Origin of the sequence: Psychromonas algicola (genome assembly GCF_004378355.1) — a bacterium.
GTDB lineage: Bacteria > Pseudomonadota > Gammaproteobacteria > Enterobacterales > Psychromonadaceae > Psychromonas.
In genome coordinates this window covers 1-19,288 of sequence record NZ_SNUB01000031.1, presented here as the reverse complement: position 1 = coordinate 19,288, position 19,288 = coordinate 1, and the positions used below count along the sequence as shown (strand labels likewise).

The 19,288-nt window shown below is 36.7% G+C and carries 22 protein-coding genes and 4 tRNA genes; 25 read left to right on the top strand and 1 reads right to left on the bottom strand.

Annotated elements, in window-relative coordinates:
- The first annotated feature begins 318 nt into the window (after positions 1-318).
- From E2R67_RS13575 to E2R67_RS13565, 3 genes are all read left to right on the top strand, one after another.
- The gene (locus tag E2R67_RS13575) at positions 319-957 is read left to right on the top strand and encodes a tRNA-uridine aminocarboxypropyltransferase (RefSeq protein WP_134291499.1); all 639 of its coding nucleotides are present in this window, start codon (positions 319-321) and stop codon (positions 955-957) included.
- The gene (arfB, locus tag E2R67_RS13570; protein WP_134291498.1) at positions 957-1,373 is read left to right on the top strand and encodes an alternative ribosome rescue aminoacyl-tRNA hydrolase ArfB; all 417 of its coding nucleotides are present in this window, start codon (positions 957-959) and stop codon (positions 1,371-1,373) included. Before E2R67_RS13575 ends, arfB begins: the two co-directional genes overlap by 1 nt.
- 185 nt (positions 1,374-1,558) lie before the next feature.
- Positions 1,559-1,858 (top strand): hypothetical protein, encoded by a 300-nt coding sequence (locus E2R67_RS13565; protein WP_134291497.1) that lies wholly within the window; start codon positions 1,559-1,561, stop codon positions 1,856-1,858.
- Between the two features lie 68 nt (positions 1,859-1,926).
- On the opposite strand, the gene E2R67_RS13560 is transcribed toward E2R67_RS13565, so the two are convergent.
- On the bottom strand, positions 1,927-2,562 hold the full coding sequence (locus E2R67_RS13560) for a carbonic anhydrase (protein ID WP_134291496.1): 636 nt from the start codon (positions 2,560-2,562) through the stop codon (positions 1,927-1,929).
- 105 nt (positions 2,563-2,667) lie between these two features.
- Between E2R67_RS13560 and E2R67_RS13555 the strand changes: the two genes are divergently transcribed.
- The 22 genes from E2R67_RS13555 to E2R67_RS13450 all read left to right on the top strand — a co-directional run bounded on the left by E2R67_RS13555 (position 2,668) and on the right by E2R67_RS13450 (position 19,129).
- Positions 2,668-3,618, top strand: coding sequence for a LysR family transcriptional regulator (locus tag E2R67_RS13555; RefSeq protein ID WP_134291495.1), 951 nt, complete (start codon positions 2,668-2,670; stop codon positions 3,616-3,618).
- 134 nt (positions 3,619-3,752) lie between these two features.
- Positions 3,753-4,274 carry a crossover junction endodeoxyribonuclease RuvC gene (gene ruvC, locus E2R67_RS13550; RefSeq protein WP_134291494.1) on the top strand — a complete coding sequence of 174 codons (522 nt, stop codon included), beginning with the start codon at positions 3,753-3,755 and terminating at the stop codon, positions 4,272-4,274.
- A 69-nt stretch (positions 4,275-4,343) separates the two neighbouring features.
- Positions 4,344-5,231, top strand: a complete 888-nt coding sequence (rarD, locus tag E2R67_RS13545; RefSeq protein ID WP_134291493.1) for an EamA family transporter RarD — start codon at positions 4,344-4,346, stop codon at positions 5,229-5,231.
- A gap of 114 nt (positions 5,232-5,345) precedes the next feature.
- Complete coding sequence (ruvA, locus tag E2R67_RS13540) at positions 5,346-5,969, top strand: Holliday junction branch migration protein RuvA (RefSeq protein ID WP_134291492.1); 624 nt, start codon at positions 5,346-5,348, stop codon at positions 5,967-5,969.
- A 46-nt stretch (positions 5,970-6,015) separates the two neighbouring features.
- On the top strand, positions 6,016-7,023 hold the full coding sequence (ruvB, locus tag E2R67_RS13535; RefSeq protein ID WP_134291491.1) for a Holliday junction branch migration DNA helicase RuvB: 1,008 nt from the start codon (positions 6,016-6,018) through the stop codon (positions 7,021-7,023).
- Between the two features lie 594 nt (positions 7,024-7,617).
- On the top strand, positions 7,618-9,177 hold the full coding sequence (locus E2R67_RS13530; RefSeq protein WP_134291490.1) for a cytochrome ubiquinol oxidase subunit I: 1,560 nt from the start codon (positions 7,618-7,620) through the stop codon (positions 9,175-9,177).
- 9 nt (positions 9,178-9,186) lie between these two features.
- A complete protein-coding gene (gene cydB / locus E2R67_RS13525) occupies positions 9,187-10,326 on the top strand; it encodes a cytochrome d ubiquinol oxidase subunit II (protein ID WP_134291489.1) in 1,140 nt (379 codons plus the stop codon).
- Positions 10,327-10,340: 14 nt separating this feature from the next.
- Entirely contained in the window at positions 10,341-10,463 is a 123-nt protein-coding gene (cydX, locus tag E2R67_RS13520; RefSeq protein ID WP_134291488.1) for a cytochrome bd-I oxidase subunit CydX, read from the top strand.
- A gap of 18 nt (positions 10,464-10,481) precedes the next feature.
- On the top strand, positions 10,482-10,784 hold the full coding sequence (locus tag E2R67_RS13515; protein ID WP_134291487.1) for a cyd operon YbgE family protein: 303 nt from the start codon (positions 10,482-10,484) through the stop codon (positions 10,782-10,784).
- 142 nt (positions 10,785-10,926) lie between these two features.
- Positions 10,927-11,331, top strand: coding sequence for a tol-pal system-associated acyl-CoA thioesterase (gene ybgC / locus E2R67_RS13510; protein WP_243837029.1), 405 nt, complete (start codon positions 10,927-10,929; stop codon positions 11,329-11,331).
- Positions 11,321-12,004, top strand: coding sequence for a protein TolQ (gene tolQ, locus E2R67_RS13505; protein WP_134291485.1), 684 nt, complete (start codon positions 11,321-11,323; stop codon positions 12,002-12,004). Before ybgC ends, tolQ begins: the two co-directional genes overlap by 11 nt.
- A gap of 5 nt (positions 12,005-12,009) precedes the next feature.
- Positions 12,010-12,441, top strand: a complete 432-nt coding sequence (tolR, locus tag E2R67_RS13500) for a protein TolR (RefSeq protein ID WP_134291484.1) — start codon at positions 12,010-12,012, stop codon at positions 12,439-12,441.
- Positions 12,442-13,431, top strand: coding sequence for a cell envelope integrity protein TolA (gene tolA, locus E2R67_RS13495; protein ID WP_134291483.1), 990 nt, complete (start codon positions 12,442-12,444; stop codon positions 13,429-13,431).
- Positions 13,432-13,434: 3 nt separating this feature from the next.
- Complete coding sequence (gene tolB / locus E2R67_RS13490; protein WP_445177046.1) at positions 13,435-14,754, top strand: Tol-Pal system beta propeller repeat protein TolB; 1,320 nt, start codon at positions 13,435-13,437, stop codon at positions 14,752-14,754.
- Between the two features lie 33 nt (positions 14,755-14,787).
- The gene (gene pal, locus E2R67_RS13485; protein ID WP_134291482.1) at positions 14,788-15,345 is read left to right on the top strand and encodes a peptidoglycan-associated lipoprotein Pal; all 558 of its coding nucleotides are present in this window, start codon (positions 14,788-14,790) and stop codon (positions 15,343-15,345) included.
- A gap of 7 nt (positions 15,346-15,352) precedes the next feature.
- Positions 15,353-16,096 carry a tol-pal system protein YbgF gene (ybgF, locus tag E2R67_RS13480; RefSeq protein ID WP_134291481.1) on the top strand — a complete coding sequence of 248 codons (744 nt, stop codon included), beginning with the start codon at positions 15,353-15,355 and terminating at the stop codon, positions 16,094-16,096.
- Between the two features lie 428 nt (positions 16,097-16,524).
- Positions 16,525-16,600, top strand: a tRNA-Lys gene (locus E2R67_RS13475).
- A 104-nt stretch (positions 16,601-16,704) separates the two neighbouring features.
- A tRNA-Lys gene (locus E2R67_RS13470) sits at positions 16,705-16,780 on the top strand.
- Positions 16,781-16,974: 194 nt separating this feature from the next.
- Positions 16,975-17,050: transfer RNA gene (locus E2R67_RS13465), tRNA-Lys, on the top strand.
- Between the two features lie 279 nt (positions 17,051-17,329).
- Positions 17,330-17,405, top strand: a tRNA-Lys gene (locus tag E2R67_RS13460).
- Positions 17,406-17,511: 106 nt separating this feature from the next.
- Entirely contained in the window at positions 17,512-18,570 is a 1,059-nt protein-coding gene (gene nadA / locus E2R67_RS13455; RefSeq protein ID WP_134291480.1) for a quinolinate synthase NadA, read from the top strand.
- A 58-nt stretch (positions 18,571-18,628) separates the two neighbouring features.
- Complete coding sequence (locus E2R67_RS13450; protein ID WP_134291479.1) at positions 18,629-19,129, top strand: YehS family protein; 501 nt, start codon at positions 18,629-18,631, stop codon at positions 19,127-19,129.
- Positions 19,130-19,288 lie beyond the last annotated feature (159 nt).

Sequence of the window (19,288 nt, the reverse complement as noted above, 5' to 3'; positions counted from 1 at the left end):
AAGGCAGCCTCGGCTGTCTTTTCCGATTTCTGAATACAAGAAAAGCAGTTTACCTCTTAACTTTCATCAAATAATCTACTTTAATATCCGATCTCTTTTATTAATATGTTTTATTAATTCATTCTTCTTTTGAGAGGGAACAAACGGCAAGTTTTTGCCGTTAATGTATAAGCGACGTTTTTTATAAAGCACTATGATAATATCTGCCGCAAGTTTAAATATGCTATTTATGCGAACGGTTAAACTTTCTGTCAAAATAATAGCGCTAGCCGCCAATTAAACAGTACGTGTCAAAAGTAAAAGAAGTTGAAGTAATCAATGAGTAAAAGACCTTTTTGCCAGCAATGTAATAAAGCATTATCAGCCTGTATTTGTGGATTTATTCAGCCACTTGAGAATCAATATTTTTTATATGTTTTACAGGATCCGAGTGAACAGAACAAAGCGATAGGCACCGCTCGTATTTTAGGTTTGTCACTGTCTCAAGTAAAAGTGACTGTGGGTGACCATTTTAATCAATCAGATTTTGATTTGGATAATACATTTTTAGTTTTTCCCGATGAGCAAGCTGAATCCATTGATGAATTAAGGAGCAAACAAAAAATTAACCGTGGATCTCAATTTATAATTTTGGATGGTAGTTGGAAAAAAGCTTATAAGTTATTAATGAGTAATCCTTTTTTACAGGCTTTACCAAAAGTGATGATTAATGTAAGCGATAAAAGTGAATATCGGATCCGTAAGTCTCCAAGAGAAGATGGTTTATCAACGGTTGAAGCAGGCTATTATTTATTATCTGAACTTGAAAATAATAACGACAAATTTCTTCCCTTATTAGATGTATTTAATAAAATGATTGATTTTCAAATTAAGCGTATGCCTGCTGACATCTATAATAAAAACTACCTAAATAAACAGCAATCAAGCTTATCCGCTACAGATGAGGAAAAAAAATAATGGCATTGCAAATATCTGCAGGAGTGGAGATTGCTGACTGGCAAATACAATTAACAGCAATTCGATCGCAAGGGCCTGGTGGGCAGAATGTCAATAAAGTGAACTCTGCGATTCATTTACGCTTTGATATTAAAAGTTCGACCTTACCTGATTTTTATAAACAACGATTATTAGGTTTATCTGATCACCGTATAACTGAAGATGGCGTGATCATACTAAAAGCTCAAATACATAGAACACAAGAAAAAAATCGAGATGAAGCGTTAGCTCGATTAAAGGAATTGATTTTAAATGCAGTTAAAATCCAGAAATCGAGGAAAGCAACAAGACCAACACGTAACTCTCAAAAACGCAGAGTGGATAATAAAAAACGTAATGGCAACACCAAAGCATTAAGAGGAAAAGTAACCGATTAATTAAGGTGAAATTATTTTAAATACTGTTTCTAGATTAAAGGATTTCTAGGCTAGAATTACGGTAAGTGAATGCTGCATTAAATGATAAAGGCTTTTTCTTATCCATTTAAAAACAATAATAGATAACATTGTTGCTAGCATAGACTGTTTAATTTGGATTATTAATAAGTGAAAAAGAGGTAGTTATGGCGTTAATGGGTTTTTATTCTATGCGTAATGAAGAAACGGAAGAAGAATATACATTAGATGCGGATGATTTTATTTGGGAAGATGCAAGCCAATCCGGTGAGCAATATCGATTTATACACATGGGAACGGATGAATTACCAGAAGTGGTTGCCACTTTTAATATCGATTTAGAAGAGTTCGAAATACAAATGCCGCCAGACTTTGAAGAGCTAGAAAATGGCTTGGATATTAACTCTGATGGCGACGATTATGATTCAGATATTGACTACGGTTATGGTGATGACTACGAAGACTAGGCTTTAATTATTTATGATTTGATAGAATGACAAAGCAAGATGCTTTGTCATTCTTAATGCTTTTTCTATTAACTAATACGTATAAACGAATGTGTATTTTCATCTAAAGCACATAATTCAGAGCTATAAAGATCGTAACGCCAGCCATGAAGTTTTAGCGTCCCTGATTCAACACGTTCTTTGATCCAAGGGAAAGTCATTAGATTATCTAATGATTGCTGTACTCCTTTCTTTTCGCAGCAACTATATCGGCTTTTTTGATCGGTAAGGCGCTTATCGGCAATAATCTCATCACGCACGCTCTCAAGCTGCATCATCCACTTTGAAATAAAGCTTTTATCTACTTTTTTATTTGCATTATCAATCAGTGATTTAATACCGCCACATTGGGTGTGGCCTAGGACAATAATGCTTTCAACTTCTAATGATGTTACTGCAAATTCTAATGCCGCGCTGGTGCCGTGATAATTTTCAGTATCTTCACATGGCGGTACTAAGTTCGCTACATTACGAATAACAAATAGGTCTCCCGGTTCACAATCTAAAATAACAGTGGGATCAACACGTGAATCTGAACAGCTAACAATGGCTATTTTAGGAGATTGCCCTTCTTTGGCTAGTTTAAATAATTGCTCTTGATTCTTTTGGTAATATCCTTCGCGAAAGCGCTGATAGCCAGCAAGTAACTTATCTGTAGCAGACATGGGGTTTCCCTTATTATTGACATACAACAGATAATATAGGATAAAAAGCATTAATAAAAATTAATATAATTTATTTTTACTATAAACAAAGGTTAATGCCAAGTTATGCGCGCAACGTTACACCAACTCAAGGTTTTCCGCCAAGTGGCGATCTCAATGAATTATACCAAAGCAGCCGATAAACTGGGATTATCACAACCAGCTGTTAGCATTCAATTGAAACAATTAGAAAATAATTTAGATCTTTTCTTATTTGAAAAAATCGGTAAAACACTTTATCTCACCAACGCTGGTAAAGCGTTAAAGCAGTTTTGCGACGAATTATTTGTCAGTTTCGATAATATTGATATGACTTTAAGTGGTTTAAAAGGCGAACTAACGGGGGATTTCTGTTTATCAGCGGTCACCAGTGCCAAATATTTTACCCCGCATTTACTCGGGGCTTTTCATAAACGACACCCCAAAGTGAACTTACATCTTGATATTGTCAATCGAGAACAAATCATAGAGCGCTTACATGAAAATAAAGATGACCTCGTGATCATGGGGTTGCTGCCTGAAAATATACCGTTAACTAAACATCCTTTTGTTGAGAATCCAATTATTTTGATAGCAAGCCCGCAGCATGCTTTAGCAAAGCGTGACAATATAGCGCTGACTGAATTATCTCAACATGCTTTTATTCATAGGGAAAAAGGCTCTGGCACTCGAAAAGCAATAGAAGAGGTGGTGAAAGCCGGTGGGGTAGAATTATCTGTCAATATGACCTTAGGAAATAGTGAAACCATTAAGCAAGCGGTGATGGCTGATTTGGGGATCTCTGCTGTGTCTCGTCATAGTGTTGCACTTGAATTAGCGACGAATACGCTGGTGGAGTTAAAGGTGGAAGGTTTTCCATTAGTAAAAACATGGTACGTCGTGCATCATGAAAGTAAGCATTTATCGCCTATTGCTAAAGCCTTTGTTGAATTTGTATTATCAGAGGAAGAAAATGTTGCTGCATTATGTAACCGTTTTTTAGAGCATCATTTTGTATCAAAGAAACACTCAGTTTAAACGCTAAAGGTAGCTTTTTATTAAATCCTAAGCCACACTAGCGACTTTATTTTTATTGTAACTTATGCGATTGACTCAATGACTTAATTTATTAAATGTCATTGTTGATCGCTTTTTAACATAGTGGATACTATTTGAGCATTATATTAGGCATTGACCCTGGATCTCGTATTACTGGATATGGCGTTATTCAACAAAAAGGCAGCCAATGTATTTATTTGGCGAGCGGTTGTATTCGAACAAAAGGGGATACGTTAGCACCTAAGTTGAATATGATTTTTAACGGTATCGCAGAGATAATTCAGCAATACCAACCAAGTGAATTTGCTATCGAACAAGTGTTTATGGCTAAAAATCCAGATTCAGCATTAAAGTTAGGTCAAGCAAGAGGTGCTGCAATGGTCGCTGCCACACAATCTGATTTATATGTTTGTGAATATTCTGCAAGGCAGATTAAACAAGCCGTTGTTGGTACCGGTGCTGCAACCAAAGAGCAAGTACAATCCATGGTAATGCAAATATTAAACTTATCTGGTCGTCCACAAGCTGATGCTGCTGATGGGTTAGCAGTCGCAATTTGCCATGCTCATACCGCACAATCATTGGTTGCTATGGCTGGACAAGTTAAAAAAACAGTAAGAGGGCGCTTTCGCTAACTCTATTTTTATTCACTTTCATATCGACCTTTATCTCTCATGGATGAGTCTTAATCGGGTGGAGATAAAATGTACAAATTACCAGATTCACAGCTCGGTATCTTTTATGCTTTAGGTGCTTATTTAATGTGGGGTATTGCTCCACTTTATTTTAAATATCTGGAAGCGATTCCTGTTTACGAAATTTTGGCGCATCGAGTTATTTGGTCTACTTTAGTGACCGCGCTTTTTATTAGTTATTTAAAAGATTGGCCTAATGTATTGCAAGTGCTCCGATCTTTTAAAAACTTGTTCATGTTAACAATTACTTCGTTGTTGATTAGCGGTAACTGGCTAGTTTTTATTTGGGCTGTTAATAATGATCGGATGTTAGAAACGAGTCTAGGCTACTTTATTAACCCATTATTTAATGTTTTACTCGGTTTTGTTTTTTTAAATGAACGTCTTTCTCGTTTAAAATGGTTCGCCGTGAGCCTTGCTTTTATTGGGGTTGCAGCGCAAGCATGGCAACTAGGTGAATTGCCTTGGGTCTCATTAGTTTTACCATTAAGTTTCGCTTGTTATGGTTTGTTACGAAAAAAAGTGAAAGTAAAAGCGATTACCGGTTTATTCCTTGAAACGCTGGTGGTGCTGCCCATTGCCCTTGTTTACGTATTAGCCTTTGCTGAGAGTAGCACTTCTAATTTTTTAAATAATGATTTGTCGTTAGATCTATGGCTAATGTTTGCTGGTGTTGTGACAGCATTACCACTTATCTTTTTTGGTCAAGCCGCTTTAAGATTATCACTTTCAACTTTAGGTTTTTTTCAATACCTTGCACCTTCCATCGTATTTTTTATTGCGGTGTTAGTTTATAAGGAGCCGATTTCTTTTATTAAACTATTTACCTTTGCCTGTATTTGGACTGGGATATTAGTATTTGTTTTCGAAAATAAAATTAAAAAATGGCTTAGATAAATATTTGCGCTTCAAAAAAGGACTGGATATTTAATCAGTTGTTTCTTATGCTTAGCATCATTAATTTTTAGTTTGTTTAAATTTTGTGCCTAAGTGGAAAAAATAGGAAGTGATATGATTGGATTGTTACGCGGTATTTTATTAGAAAAGCAACCTCCAGAGATTCTATTGGATGTGTCTGGTGTGGGTTATGAAATTCAATTACCTATGAGCTCTTTTTATCCTTTGCCGGCAGTCGGTGAGGAAGCCATTGTTTATACGCATTTTGTTGTACGTGAAGATGCACAGTTACTATATGGCTTTGCTGATAAACATGAGCGAGCAATGTTTCGTGAACTAATTAAAGTGAATGGGGTTGGGCCTAAGCTTGCCTTAGCTATTTTATCAGGTATGTCTGCGAATCAATTTGTACAATGTATCAATAATGATGCCGTAACAACTCTAGTAAAATTACCAGGCGTAGGTAAAAAAACAGCTGAACGTCTCGTCGTTGAAATGAAAGATCGTCTTAAAAATTGGGGGGGCTCTGATCTATTAACACCAGAATCAGATAGACTTTCATTAATCAATGATTTTGAAAGCACTTTTGTGAGTGGTAATGCAAAAGATGAAGCAATTAGTGCTTTGATCGCATTAGGCTACAAACCTGCTATTGCAGAAAAAACAATCCAACAAGTTTATCAAGAAGGCATGGACTGTGAAGCGCTTATCCGCAGTTCCTTAAAAAATATGATATAAATATTAATCATAAAAACACTTATTTTAGTAATTAACAGAGTCGCTAATGATTGAAGAAGATCGCCTTATTTCAGGCACCCAAAAAGTTGATGATAGTTTTATTGATAGAGCCATTCGGCCTAAATTATTAGCTGATTATGAAGGGCAGCCTCAAGTAAATGCACAAATGGAAATCTTTATTGAAGCAGCTCGACAGCGTTCAGAAGCCTTAGACCATTTGCTTATTTTTGGACCTCCCGGTTTAGGTAAAACAACGTTATCGCATATTGTGGCTAACGAACTTGAAGTGAATATTAAAACAACTTCTGGACCAATCTTAGAAAAAGCTGGAGATTTAGCGGCTTTATTAACCAACCTTGAAGAAAATGATGTTTTATTTATCGATGAAATACATCGCCTAAGTCCGATAGTTGAAGAAATCTTATATCCCGCAATGGAAGATTATCAGCTTGATATCATGATTGGTGAAGGCCCTGCTGCGCGTTCTATTAAACTAGATCTACCGCCTTTTACCTTAATTGGTGCAACGACACGCGCAGGCTCATTAACCTCTCCGTTACGTGACCGTTTTGGTATTGTTCAACGTTTAGAATATTATGATTTAAAGTCATTAACTAAAATCGTCATGCGTAGCGCCACGCACTTAGAACTAGAAATGGATGAATCAGGTGCCATTGAAGTTGCTCGACGTTCTCGTGGTACGCCACGTATTGCGAATCGCCTGCTGCGAAGGGTGCGTGATTTTGCTCAGGTGAAAAAAGCGAACGTAATTAACGATGATATCGCAAAACAAGCACTTGATATGTTAGAAGTGGATCAAGAAGGCTTTGATTATATGGATCGTAAATTATTAATGGCAATTTTAGATACTTTTCAAGGCGGGCCTGTTGGTTTAGATAATTTAGCCGCAGCCATTGGTGAAGAAAAAGAAACCATTGAAGACGTACTTGAGCCTTATTTAATTCAACAGGGTTTTTTACAACGTACACCTCGAGGGCGTATTGCCACTAATCGTACTTATCTACATTTTGGGTTCGATAAACCTGCTATCTGATCGATTTGTTTGTTAACTTATTGAGTCATTTAAAGATAAGTTAACAACTTCGTTCCTCGCTTTACAACATCTTTTCTGTTTACATTTTTTAATTTAACTTTTTAATTTAACTTTTTAATTTAACTTTTTAATTTCCATCATTTTTAACAAAGAGTATAAAAACATTTTTTTAATGCCTTTTTATTCTTGATCAAGATCAAGATTAGCAGTATAAATAAACAACAACTGGCCTGTAAGTTACTGATGTTAAAGGTTAGTTAAGTGTCTGTTAATGATCGGTTAACTGTGAATTGTTGTTTCAGGGTTATTGTTACATCGAGTTAACACTTGTGTCTTTTCATTGTTTTTTAGTTCATTTATTTTAAGGAAGTGAAAAATGCCTCAAAAATTATTAGCAATTAAAGGCATCTTTTTTACTCCTCTAGTGAACATTATTTTTTGCTGATTGTGAAAACTATTTAGGCTGCTTATCCGTATATTTTACATAGCTTCAACCTATGACTCTTTTTAACAATTTAAGCTAACAGCGAATACTAAGTAATAAGAAATATGATCGTTTTGATTTTTACCATTTTGTAACTTTAGGAGAATACAATGGAAGAGATTGTTGATTTATCGCGGTTCCAGTTTGCTATGACTGCAATGTATCACTTTTTATTTGTTCCTTTAACATTAGGCCTCGCTTGGATCCTTGTGATAATGGAATCACTTTATGTAATGACAAGTAAAGAAATTTATAAGGACATGACTAAGTTCTGGGGTAAATTATTTGCGATCAACTTTGCCATTGGTGTTGCCACAGGCCTAACCATGGAATTTCAATTTGGTACAAACTGGTCATATTATTCTCATTATGTAGGCGACGTATTTGGTGCTCCTTTAGCCATTGAGGGCATGATGGCCTTCTTTTTAGAATCTACTTTTGTTGGGTTATTCTTTTTCGGTTGGGATAGGCTTTCAAAACTACAGCATCTTATGGCGACATTTTTCGTCGCATTCGGCTCAAGTATGTCGGCTCTATGGATATTAGTCGCTAATGCATGGATGCAGAATCCTGTCGGCGCAGAGTTTAATTACGAAACGATGCGTATGGAAATGACAAGCTTTGCTGAGTTAGTGCTTAATCCGGTTGCACAAGTTAAATTTGTTCACACTGTTGCCTCTGGTTATGTCGCTGGTGCAATGTTCGTCTTAGCTATTAGTTCATATTACTTATTAAAAGGGCGCGATCTTGCTTTTGCTAAACGTTCTTTTGCGATTGCCGCTGCTTTTGGTACAGCAGGTATTCTATGTACTATTATTTTAGGAGATGAAAGTGGTTATGAAATCGGTGATGTACAAAAAGTAAAACTAGCTGCAATAGAGTCTGAATGGGAAACGCATCCAGCTCCTGCATCTTTTACTCTTATTGGTATCCCGAATCAAGAAGAGCAAACAACAGATTATGCAGTAAAAATACCTTACGCATTAGGTTTAATAGCAACACGCTCTCTTGATAAAGAAGTGAAAGGCTTAAAACAGTTAATGGATGAGCACGAAGTGCGTATTCGCAACGGTATGCTAGCTTATGGATTACTCAATCAATTAAAAGCTGGTGAGCAAACCCCTGAAAACATCGCTGCCTTTGAAGAAGTAAAACAAGACCTTGGTTATGGGTTGTTGTTAAAGGTTTATGCTCCGAATGTTGTTGATGCAACTGAAGAGCAAATTCAATTAGCCGTTGACGATAGTATTCCTAGCGTTGCACCTTTATTTTGGTCATTCCGCTTAATGGTTGGCTCTGGTGTGGCAATGCTGTTTATTTTTGTGTTTGCTTTTTATCAATCAGCTAAAAATAAAATTGGAAGCAATAAACTATTCCTTAAAATATGCCTTTATAGTTTACCGTTACCATGGATAGCAATAGAAGCAGGCTGGTTCATTGCTGAATTTGGACGTCAACCTTGGGCGATTGCAGAAGTCCTACCTACTCATATAGGCGTGTCTTCTGTTTCGGTTGAGCAGCTATTATTTAGTATTGTTTCAATTGTTGTTTTCTACACCGTATTACTCGCTGTAGAAATGTTCTTGATGTTCCGTTTTGCTCGCTTGGGTCCAAGTAGTTTAAAAACAGGTAGATATCACTTTGAACAACTTGAAAATAAACAAGGATAAGGACTAATTATGTTTGATTACGAAGTATTAAAAGTCATTTGGTGGGTCTTAATCTGCGTTTTACTTATCGGATTTGTTGTTACTGACGGCTTCGATATGGGAGTGGGTGCGTTATTGCCTGTGATTGGAAAAACTGACGATGATCGTCGTATTATGATAAATAGTATTGCGCCGCATTGGGAAGGCAACCAAGTTTGGTTAGTATTAGCTGCGGGAGCTATTTTTGCAGCTTGGCCAGCGGTTTATGCCACTGCATTTTCAGGTTTTTATGTTGCGATGATGCTTACCCTATTCGCCTTATTCTTTAGACCTGTTGGTTTTGATTATCGTAGTAAAATTGCAGATCCTCGCTGGCGTAAAAGTTGGGATTGGGGAATTTTTGCAGGAAGCACTGTTCCGCCGCTTATTATTGGCGTTGCCTTTGGTAATTTACTGCAAGGTGTTCCATTTCAACTTGATGAATTTTTACGTTCAACTTATGAAGGCAGCTTCTTCGAGTTATTAAACCCATTTGGTTTGCTCGTAGGCATTTTTACTGTTCTCTTATTTGTATTGCAAGGGTCCACTTGGTTACAGATGAAAACAGAAGGTGAAGTAAGAGAGCGTGCTCGTAAGGTTTCGCTTATTCTTGCGCCTATCGTTGTTGCCATTTTTGCTATTGCGGGTATTTGGATAGCAAAGGGTATTGATGGTTATGTCTTAACTTCGGTTATTGATACTAACGGTCCTTCTAATCCATTATTAAAAACTGCGGAATTACAAACGGGGGCGTGGTTAGTTAATTACGATAAATATCCATTATCTATAATTGCACCGGCAATCGGTTTGCTATTTCCTTTATTCGCTTGGGTTGCGAGTAAAAAGAACTGTAGTGCATTGGCTTTTACCAGTACGAGTATTGCGATTGTAGGTGTGTTGATGACATGTGCATTTAGTATGTTTCCTTTTATTATGCCATCAAGCCTTAACCCAAATGCGAGCTTTACGGTTTGGGATGCAGTATCGAGTGAAATGACGTTAAATATTATGACTTTTACTGCGGTTATCTTTATTCCATTAATTTTGTTATATACAAGTTGGGCTTATTTCAAAATGTTTGGTCGAATTGGCAAAGTGTTTATGGATAAATATAAACATTCTGCGTATTAATTAAGGAGTTTTATATGTGGTATTTTGCGTGGATTTTAGGCATTTTGTTAGCTTGCTCATTGGGTATTATTAATAGCCTTTGGTTAGAGCAAGTGGAAACAAATGAGCTTGAAGATAAACAAGAGAACGAAGAATAAGGTTATAGAAGGACGATAATGAAAGTATTAAATGAAACAATTGATTTGTTACATCGTCCTTTTTCTTATTTTTTGGCGCGTCTAGTTTCTTTATTTGCAGGAATCTCCATAAGTTGCATGTTGTTGTTTAACTTTCAACGTGTTTCAGATGACGCTGTAACATTAGGATTAGGGTATTTAAGCTTACTTATGTTGGCCTTAAGTACCTCTTTTATTCACGGTTTAGGCTTTTACCCTCGTTTCTGGTTATGGAAACTGTTGTTTTCCCCTTATTTTTTCTGGTTAATATTATTGACTTTTACTGTTTTTATTTTTAGATAAAAAAGATATAGTAGAATTATTAAGCAAAAAGGAGCGATGCTCCTTTTTTTTGTGATTGAAAAATAGCAATTACAAGGACATTATCGACAATCATAGAGACTTGTAGTAGCGTTTAATTAATAATTAACTGATGGAAAGCAATGTGTTAAGTTCAATTTTACCCGTTCGTATATATTATGAAGATACAGATGCTGGAGGCGTGGTATATTACGCCAACTATTTGAAGTTTTTTGAACGAGGTCGTACTGAGTTTTTGCGTGAAGGTAATATTCAACAAGATACTCTGTTAGAGCAAGGCATTGCTTTTATGGTAAAAAAAGTCGATATGGATTGCATTAAGTCCGCTCGATTTAATCAATTATTATCTGTTAAAACCGAAATCCTTTCGCAACGAAAAGCGAGTTTGACATTTAGACAGAAAATATTTGATGAAAATAAGGAACTTCTTTGCCAAGCGGATACTCTAATCGCTTGCGTAAATTTACAAAAAATGAAACCAACCGCTATTCCAACTGAAATAATTGAGGTAATAACCTGTGCAAGCTGATATGTCATTTTTAGGATTATTTCTACAAGCAAGTTTGCTTGTAAAATTTGTTATGTTGTTACTGTTAGGCATGTCTATTTATTCATGGACTATTATTTTGTCTCGTTCAAGAATGCTTAAAGCGGCTAAAAACGCGTTAAGCCATTTTGAAGAGCGCTTTTGGTCTGGTCATGACTTAAGTCGTTTATTTAAAGAAACGGCTGCTCGTAGTGAGCGAGTTAATGGCGGTGAAAAAATATTCTATATGGGATTCAAAGAATTTTCTCGTTTACATCGTATGCCTGGACGTAATGTTGAAGGTGTGATTGATGGTGCTCATCGCTCTATGCGTGTTTCATTATCTCGTGAAATTGATGATTTAGAGCGTGGGCTGCCAGCGTTAGCTACAATTGGTTCAATCAGTCCATACATTGGTTTATTTGGTACAGTGTGGGGGATTATGAATTCCTTTATTGCACTAGGTGAAGTTCAACAAGCCACTTTATCTATGGTTGCACCTGGTATTGCCGAAGCATTAATCGCAACTGCAATGGGTTTATTTGCAGCGATCCCTGCCGTAATGGCTTATAACAAATTCTCGACGCAAGTAGGGCATTTAGAAAACTCTTACATTAATTTAATGGAAGAATTTACTTCAATATTGCACCGTAAAGCCATGAATGAGAGTGAGTAATTATTATGCAGCGTTCTTATCGTACACCTAGACGCAAACGTGTGATCGCAGAAATCAATGTAGTACCTTATATCGATGTTATGCTGGTGCTGTTAATTATCTTTATGGTAACGGCTCCCCTTATCACACAAGGTGTTAAAGTTGATTTGCCGCAAGCCGCTGCCGAGTCACTTGCTGCGGATACGAAACCACCAATGATTGCTTCTATTGATAAAGAAGGGCGTTATTATTTGAATGTGGGCGAAAGTGTAAAAACACCATTGAGCGCTACTGAAATGTCAACGCTTGTAAAAGAGCAAATAAGATTGGATCCTACAGCTCAATTTGTTGTTAAAGGTGATGGTGATGTTAACTATAAAACCGTTGTTAATTTAATGGTACTTTTGCAGCAAGCGGGTGTGCCTTCATTAGGATTAATGACTGAGCCAGAAAAATAGATGAAGAATAGTCCAGATTTAATCGCGTTTATCAGTGCCACTTCTTTACACCTTATAATTGGAGGTGTGTTATTGATGAACGTTGATTTCGATCTTCCTAAAGATAAACCTAAAGAAGCCGTTACTATTATCGAAGCATCTGTCGTTAGCCAAAAAATGTTTGATGATTTAGCACAACTTAAAGCGGATAAGTTAAAAGAAGAACAGCGTTTAAGAGATGAAGCTCGTAGAAAAAAAGAACGTGAAGAAGCAGAGAAAGCACGTCAAGCCGCTTTATTGAAAAAACAGGCTGATGACCGAATCAAAGCTGAGAAAGCAGAAATACTACGTAAAAAATTAGAAGCTGAGCGTGTCGCTGCTGAAAAAGCACTTGCAGAAAAAGCATTAAGAGAGAAAAAAGAAGCGGCTGAAGCCTTAAAACGAAAACAAGCTGCCGAGAAAAAAGCCTTAGAAGAAAAACAAGCATTAGAAAAAATTAAAGCTGAAAAGTTAGCAAAAAAGAAAGCAGCGAAAGCGAAGGCCGCTAAAGAAAAAGCGATAGAAGAAGCAAGATTAAAAGCCATTGAAGACGCAAAAATCAAAGCTGAGCAAGAAGCTAAGCGTAAAGCAGAAGAAGCAGCGGCGGAAGCAGAAAGATTAAGACAAGCTGAATTAGACAGACAAATGGAAGCTGAATTTTCAGATGACTTTTCAAGTGCAAGAAATGCAAAACAGCTTTCTGAAATTGCAAAATATGAAGCGTTAATTAGAGGTAAAATTAGTCGAAATTGGACTGTTGACCCGACCATGAAGGGCACTACTTGTACACTCGCAATTAGATTGGCACCAGATGGTCTAGTGATCAGTGCTGAAATGAGCAGTGGCGACAGAAGATTGTGTGATTCAGCTCGTCGTGCAACATTAAAAGCAAGAACGCTACCTATTCCTAAAGATCCTGAAATTGCCCCTCAATTTCGTGATTTTGATATTACTTTAGAACCGGATGTATAAACAATGAAGATGTTTTCTCGTTTAACCATAATGCTTATGTTGGTGACTATTTCTAGTACAGCATCAGCTCGATTAGAAATTTTAATCACAGAAGGTGTCAATACTGCACGCCCGATCGCTGTTGTTCCTTTTAAATGGTTAGGTGAAGGTAAAAAGCCTGAAAATTTTGCAGAAATCGTTGCCAATGATTTACAGCGTAGTGGTCAATTTAGCCCTTTATCAGTAGATAAAATGCCAAAAACACCTTCAAGTAGTCAGTTTATTGATTATGGTGTGTGGGCAAAGCTAGGCGTCGAAGCCATTGTCATGGGAGAAGTTAAACCAGGTACAACCGCTGGTCGTTACACAGTGACTTTTGAGCTTTTAGATGTATTAACAGGCAACGTGAATATGGCGGATTATAATCCTGTTATGGAAAAACGTCGTAATACCGTATTAACCAAACAATTACGCCAATATGGGCATCGTATTAGTGATATCGTTTATGAAAAACTAACTGGTGAAAGAGGGGCGTTTTTAACGCGTATCGCTTATGTGGCTGTTGATAGAGAAAGCACGCATCCTTATCAACTGCGTATTTCTGATTACGATGGTGAAGGTGAAAAATTAGTATTACGTTCAAAACAGCCGATTATGTCTCCGTCTTGGTCACCTGATGGACGTAAATTAGCTTATGTTAGCTTTGAAAAACGTCGTTCAGAAATTTATATTCAAGATTTATATACGCAAAAACGTGAACTGATCACTTCGTTTCCTAAGATAAACGGCTCTCCATCTTGGTCTCCCGATGGCTCTCAACTTGCCTTAGTGTTATCAAAGGATGGACAGCCAGAAATTTACACTTTGAATGTCACAACAAAAGCATTGAAACGTTTGACAAGAAATCGTGTCATAGATACAGAACCGAGCTGGACACCAGACGGTCGTTCGATTATATTTTCTTCTGAGCGTGGCGGAAGACCACAAATTTATCAAATGTCGCTCACATCTGGAAGAACAAAACGCCTAACTTGGGAAGGTGATATGAATTTAGGTGGCACTATTACCCCTGATGGTGGTAGTCTTGTCGTCGTGAGTCGTCAAAATGGGAACTTTATGATTTCGGCGCAAGATCTTGATTCTGGAGAGTTGAGAACTTTAACAAAAACACAGCTAGACGAATCTCCAAGTGTTGCACCCAATGGCAGTATGATTATGTATAGTACTGTTTATCAAGGTAAGCAAGGTTTAGCGTTAGTCTCAATGGATGGCCGTTTCAAAGCGAATATTCCTGCGAGTAATGGTGAGGTTAAATCACCAGCATGGTCACCATTTTTACAATAATTTTAATTAAACTAAACGTACTAAGGATATAAAATGAACCTTTCAAAAATTTCAAAAAGCTTATTGATCGCATTACCGATGATTGCATTAGGTGCTTGTAGTTCAAATTCTGCAACTGAGACTGAATCTGCAGAGCAAACGAATGCTCCAGCAACAACTCAAGCAGAAACAACAACTACAGCAAACGATACAGTTCAAACTGATGCAATCGAAGCAATTGAATTAACAGAAGAAGAAAAATTAATTGAGCAATACAGCTCAGCTATTTTAGAAACAACTATTCAATTTGAATTCGATAAATCTACAATTTTACCAGAATTCGCTTTAATCCTAGATGCACATGCAAAATTCTTAATCGATAATGCATCTAAATCAGTAACAGTTGAAGGACATGCCGATGAAAAAGGTACTCCTGAGTACAACATCGCACTAGGCGAGCGTCGTGCGATTGCTGTTTCTAACTACCTACAAAACATGGGTGTTGCTGAAAGCCAAATCAAAGTTGTTAGTTACGGTGAAGAAAAACCAGCTAACTTCGCTCATAACGAAGCAGCATGGGCTGAAAACCGTCGTGCAGTATTAGTTTACTAATACGCTTATGAGAATACGTAATACAGCGGCCATTGTTTTGGCCGCCTTTTTCTCTTTACCTGCTCATGCAGAAGCGCCTGTTACAGATGCCACGAATTATGCTGCGAGTAATACAGAGTTATTACAGCGCATTGATGAGTTAACTCGTGTAATGACGATCCGCAATAAAATGCAAGTTCGTTTCCAATCTCAACTTGATGGTTTAGGCCAAGAGTTAAATGAGATGAGAGGCTCATTAGAAGTATTTTCAAATCAATTAGAGCAGATAGAAGATCGACAGCGTAATCTATATCAAATGTTAGATGAACGTACGGTTACTTCTGCACCTGCATCTACTGCTGCTGTGAACGCTCCTACTGAAAATTCAAATGCAGGATCAGACGATAAAGCTGCTTATGAAGCTGCGCTTGCCTTAGTACTTAATGAAAAGCGTTATGCTCAAGCTATTACTGCCTTTGAGGCCTTTGTTATTGACCACCCTGAATCGGAAAGTGTGCCTAATGCACAATACTGGTTAGGGCAGCTGTTATACAGAGAAAAAAAACGTAATGAAGCTAGAGCGGCATTTTTAGTCGTTATAGACAAATACCCCGATTCAAATAAACGAGCTGACTCATTATTCAAAATTGGTATCATTGATGAATATTCTGGTTCTTTAGACTCTGCTAAATCGTTCTATCAAAAAACCATTTCTGAATACCCAAGCTCTTCTGCAGCAGGTTTAGCTGCTAAGCGTTTGAAAGGGTTATAATCTCCGCTTAAAATTCAATTTAATAGCGCTTAAATACTATATTGTTTAATTTCTCAGCATATGAATTAAAAGAAGTAGTTTTTTGTTGCGCTATTAAAATATTTCTATATTATACGCCGCAGTTGAGAGCAACATGCAGTTTTAATTAATGTAGTTATTCTTAAACTAAGCTCAGTTGGTAGAGCTTTTTTCTATTTTAATTTAAAAAATAGATCTTAAATTAAAACCAAACCGTATGAGTTACATACGAAATCTAGTTCAGTTAGTAGGGCTATTGATGCACTTTTAATTTAAAAGTTGATATCAAAAACTAAAACTAAACCATATAGTTTATATATGGATTGTAGTTCAGTTAGTAGAGCTATTGATGCACTTTTAATTTAAAAGTTGATATCAAAAACTAAAACTAAACCATATGATTTATATATGGGCCGTTAGCTCAGTTGGTAGAGCAGTGGACTTTTAATCCATTTGTCGAAGGTTCAAATCCTTCACGGCCCACCACTTTTAGTGATTTATATAAATTAGCTCAGTTGGTAGAGCGATTGATACACTTTTAATTTAAAAGTTGTTATTCAAAAATTAAAACCAAAACCATATTTATATATGGGCCGTTAGCTCAGTTGGTAGAGCAGTGGACTTTTAATCCATTTGTCGAAGGTTCAAATCCTTCACGGCCCACCACTTCTAGTGATTTATATAAATTAGCTCAGTTGGTAGAGCGATTGATACACTTTTAATTTAAAAGTTGTTATTAAAAAATTAAAACCAAAACCATATTTATATATGGGCCGTTAGCTCAGTTGGTAGAGCGATCGATACACTTTTAATTTAAAAGTTGTTATTCAAAAATTAAAACCAAAACCATATTTATATATGGGCCGTTAGCTCAGTTGGTAGAGCAGTGGACTTTTAATCCATTTGTCGAAGGTTCAAATCCTTCACGGCCCACCACTTTTAGTGATTTATATAAATTAGCTCAGTTGGTAGAGCCATTGATGCACTTTTAATTTATAAGTTGTTATTCAAAAATTAAAACCAAAACCATATTTATATATGGGCCGTTAGCTCAGTTGGTAGAGAGATTGATACACTTTTAATTTAAAAGTTGATATCAAAAACTAAACCATAGAGTTTATATATGGATTGTAGTTCAGTTAGTAGAGCTATTGATGCACTTTTAATTTAAAAGTTGATATCAAAAACTAAAACTAAACCATATAGTTTATATATGGGCCGTTAGCTCAGTTGGTAGAGCAGTGGACTTTTAATCCATTTGTCGAAGGTTCAAATCCTTCACGGCCCACCACTTCTTTGTTTTATCTCCCTTTGTTATACAATCAAAATATTTCATTACATTTTAGTTTATGAATTGCTATAATTTGCCACCCCTTTTTTATATCTAAGAGTTTAGAATGAGTAAATTTTCACCGATCATAGGATCAGATTATCCGTTTCCAGGTAAACCTGCTGTATTATCGGAACAAGAACAAATTGACTACAAAGCAAAAATAAAAAAACTGCTTGTTGAGAAAGATGCTGTTCTTGTTGCTCATTATTACACCGACCCTGAAATTCAAGCTCTAGCTGAAGAAACGGGCGGCTACGTTGCTGACTCATTAGAAATGGCACGTTTTGGGCGTGACCATAAAGCAAAAACATTGATTATTGCTGGTGTACGTTTTATGGGTGAAACCGCTAAAATATTAACACCTCATAAAACCGTATTAATGCCTGAACTTGAAGCAACCTGTTCTCTTGATGTCGGTTGTCCTGTTGACGAATTCTCTGCCTTTTGCGATCAACATCCTGATCGTGTTGTTGTTGTCTATGCAAATACTTCAGCCGCAGTAAAAGCCCGCGCGGATTGGGTTGTGACTTCCAGTATTGCGTTGGAAATTGTCGAACATTTAGATAGTGAAGGCAAAAAAATCATTTGGGGACCAGATCGTCATTTAGGCAGCTACATCGAACGTAAAACTAAAGCCGATATGATCATGTGGCAAGGTGACTGTATTGTACATGATGAATTTAAAGCGAGTGCGTTACGTGATATGAAAGCGATCCATCCGGATGCTGCTGTACTCGTACACCCAGAATCACCTGAAAGTGTTGTTAAAATCGCAGATGCAGTAGGCTCTACAAGTCAGCTTATTAAAGCGGCACAAACACTGCCTAATAAAAAACTGATTGTAGCTACTGATACTGGTATTTTTTATAAAATGCAGCAGGCTTGTCCAGATAAAGAAATGATGGCTGCACCAACGGCTGGTAATGGGGCAACTTGTCGTAGTTGTGCTCATTGTCCTTGGATGGCAATGAACGGCTTAAAATCAATTTATAACGCATTGGTAGACGCATCTGGACATGAGATAGATGTTGACCCAACAGTTGCTAAAGGTGCACTAGTATCTTTAGATAGAATGTTAGACTTTGCTGCAGAGCAACAGTTAAAAGTACAAGGTAACGCGTAAGCGTTTTATTAATAGCACTATTTACAGTGCTTATTTTCACTCAAACAATTGAGATTATATGATTACTAATGATGTTTTACGTCGAGTTCGATTTGCATTGCAGTTAAATGATACAAAGATGTTAGCTATTTTTGCTTCTGTCGATAATGAAATAAGTGTCGATTTTTTACATAGCATTATGGAGAAAGAAGGTGAAGAAGGTTTTGTGTTCTGCCGTGACAGTTTATTATCACTTTTCTTAGATGGATTAATCTATGAAAAACGTGGTCGTAAAGAAGGAGCTATGCCTGTTATTTTACCTGCTAAAGCCATTTTATCTAATAACGATATTCTTCGTAAACTTCGGATCGCTTTAAACTTTAAAGATGAAGATATGCTAAATGCATTAACGTTAGCTAACTTCCCTGTGTCAAAAGGTGAATTATCAGCGTTATTTAGAAAAGCAGATCATCGTAACTTTAAACCTTGTGGTGATCAGTTATTACGTCGTTTTATCGATGGTATTACCGTGCAGTTCCGTGGAACCAAGCCAAGTACGGATGCTGTTGAAGCTAAGTAATGATTCTTTGGATCATTAATAAAAAACGAGCAATTAGCTTAATGCCGTTCACTTAAGGTGAACGGCATATTTACTTTTCGCCACTGGATATCGATTTTTAGACGCTTTTAAACACCTCGGATAACTTCGCTCACGTTTTCCCTCCAACTTAAATTGTGC

Bases quoted from the DNA above. Each gene is read 5' to 3' on its own strand.
- E2R67_RS13530 (WP_134291490.1), top strand. From the start codon at position 7,618: ATGGAAGAGATTGTTGATTTATCGCGGTTCCAGTTTGCTATGACTGCA.
- ybgF (WP_134291481.1), top strand. From the start codon at position 15,353: ATGAGAATACGTAATACAGCGGCCATTGTTTTGGCCGCCTTTTTCTCT.
- E2R67_RS13450 (WP_134291479.1), top strand. From the start codon at position 18,629: ATGATTACTAATGATGTTTTACGTCGAGTTCGATTTGCATTGCAGTTA.
- E2R67_RS13555 (WP_134291495.1), top strand. From the start codon at position 2,668: ATGCGCGCAACGTTACACCAACTCAAGGTTTTCCGCCAAGTGGCGATC.
- E2R67_RS13565 (WP_134291497.1), top strand. From the start codon at position 1,559: ATGGCGTTAATGGGTTTTTATTCTATGCGTAATGAAGAAACGGAAGAA.
- tolA (WP_134291483.1), top strand. From the start codon at position 12,442: ATGAAGAATAGTCCAGATTTAATCGCGTTTATCAGTGCCACTTCTTTA.
- arfB (WP_134291498.1), top strand. From the start codon at position 957: ATGGCATTGCAAATATCTGCAGGAGTGGAGATTGCTGACTGGCAAATA.
- rarD (WP_134291493.1), top strand. From the start codon at position 4,344: ATGTACAAATTACCAGATTCACAGCTCGGTATCTTTTATGCTTTAGGT.
- E2R67_RS13575 (WP_134291499.1), top strand. From the start codon at position 319: ATGAGTAAAAGACCTTTTTGCCAGCAATGTAATAAAGCATTATCAGCC.
- pal (WP_134291482.1), top strand. From the start codon at position 14,788: ATGAACCTTTCAAAAATTTCAAAAAGCTTATTGATCGCATTACCGATG.
- nadA (WP_134291480.1), top strand. From the start codon at position 17,512: ATGAGTAAATTTTCACCGATCATAGGATCAGATTATCCGTTTCCAGGT.
- E2R67_RS13560 (WP_134291496.1), bottom strand. From the start codon at position 2,562: ATGTCTGCTACAGATAAGTTACTTGCTGGCTATCAGCGCTTTCGCGAA.
- tolB (WP_445177046.1), top strand. From the start codon at position 13,435: ATGAAGATGTTTTCTCGTTTAACCATAATGCTTATGTTGGTGACTATT.
- ruvA (WP_134291492.1), top strand. From the start codon at position 5,346: ATGATTGGATTGTTACGCGGTATTTTATTAGAAAAGCAACCTCCAGAG.
- tolR (WP_134291484.1), top strand. From the start codon at position 12,010: ATGCAGCGTTCTTATCGTACACCTAGACGCAAACGTGTGATCGCAGAA.
- ruvB (WP_134291491.1), top strand. From the start codon at position 6,016: ATGATTGAAGAAGATCGCCTTATTTCAGGCACCCAAAAAGTTGATGAT.
- E2R67_RS13515 (WP_134291487.1), top strand. From the start codon at position 10,482: ATGAAAGTATTAAATGAAACAATTGATTTGTTACATCGTCCTTTTTCT.
- cydB (WP_134291489.1), top strand. From the start codon at position 9,187: ATGTTTGATTACGAAGTATTAAAAGTCATTTGGTGGGTCTTAATCTGC.
- cydX (WP_134291488.1), top strand. From the start codon at position 10,341: ATGTGGTATTTTGCGTGGATTTTAGGCATTTTGTTAGCTTGCTCATTG.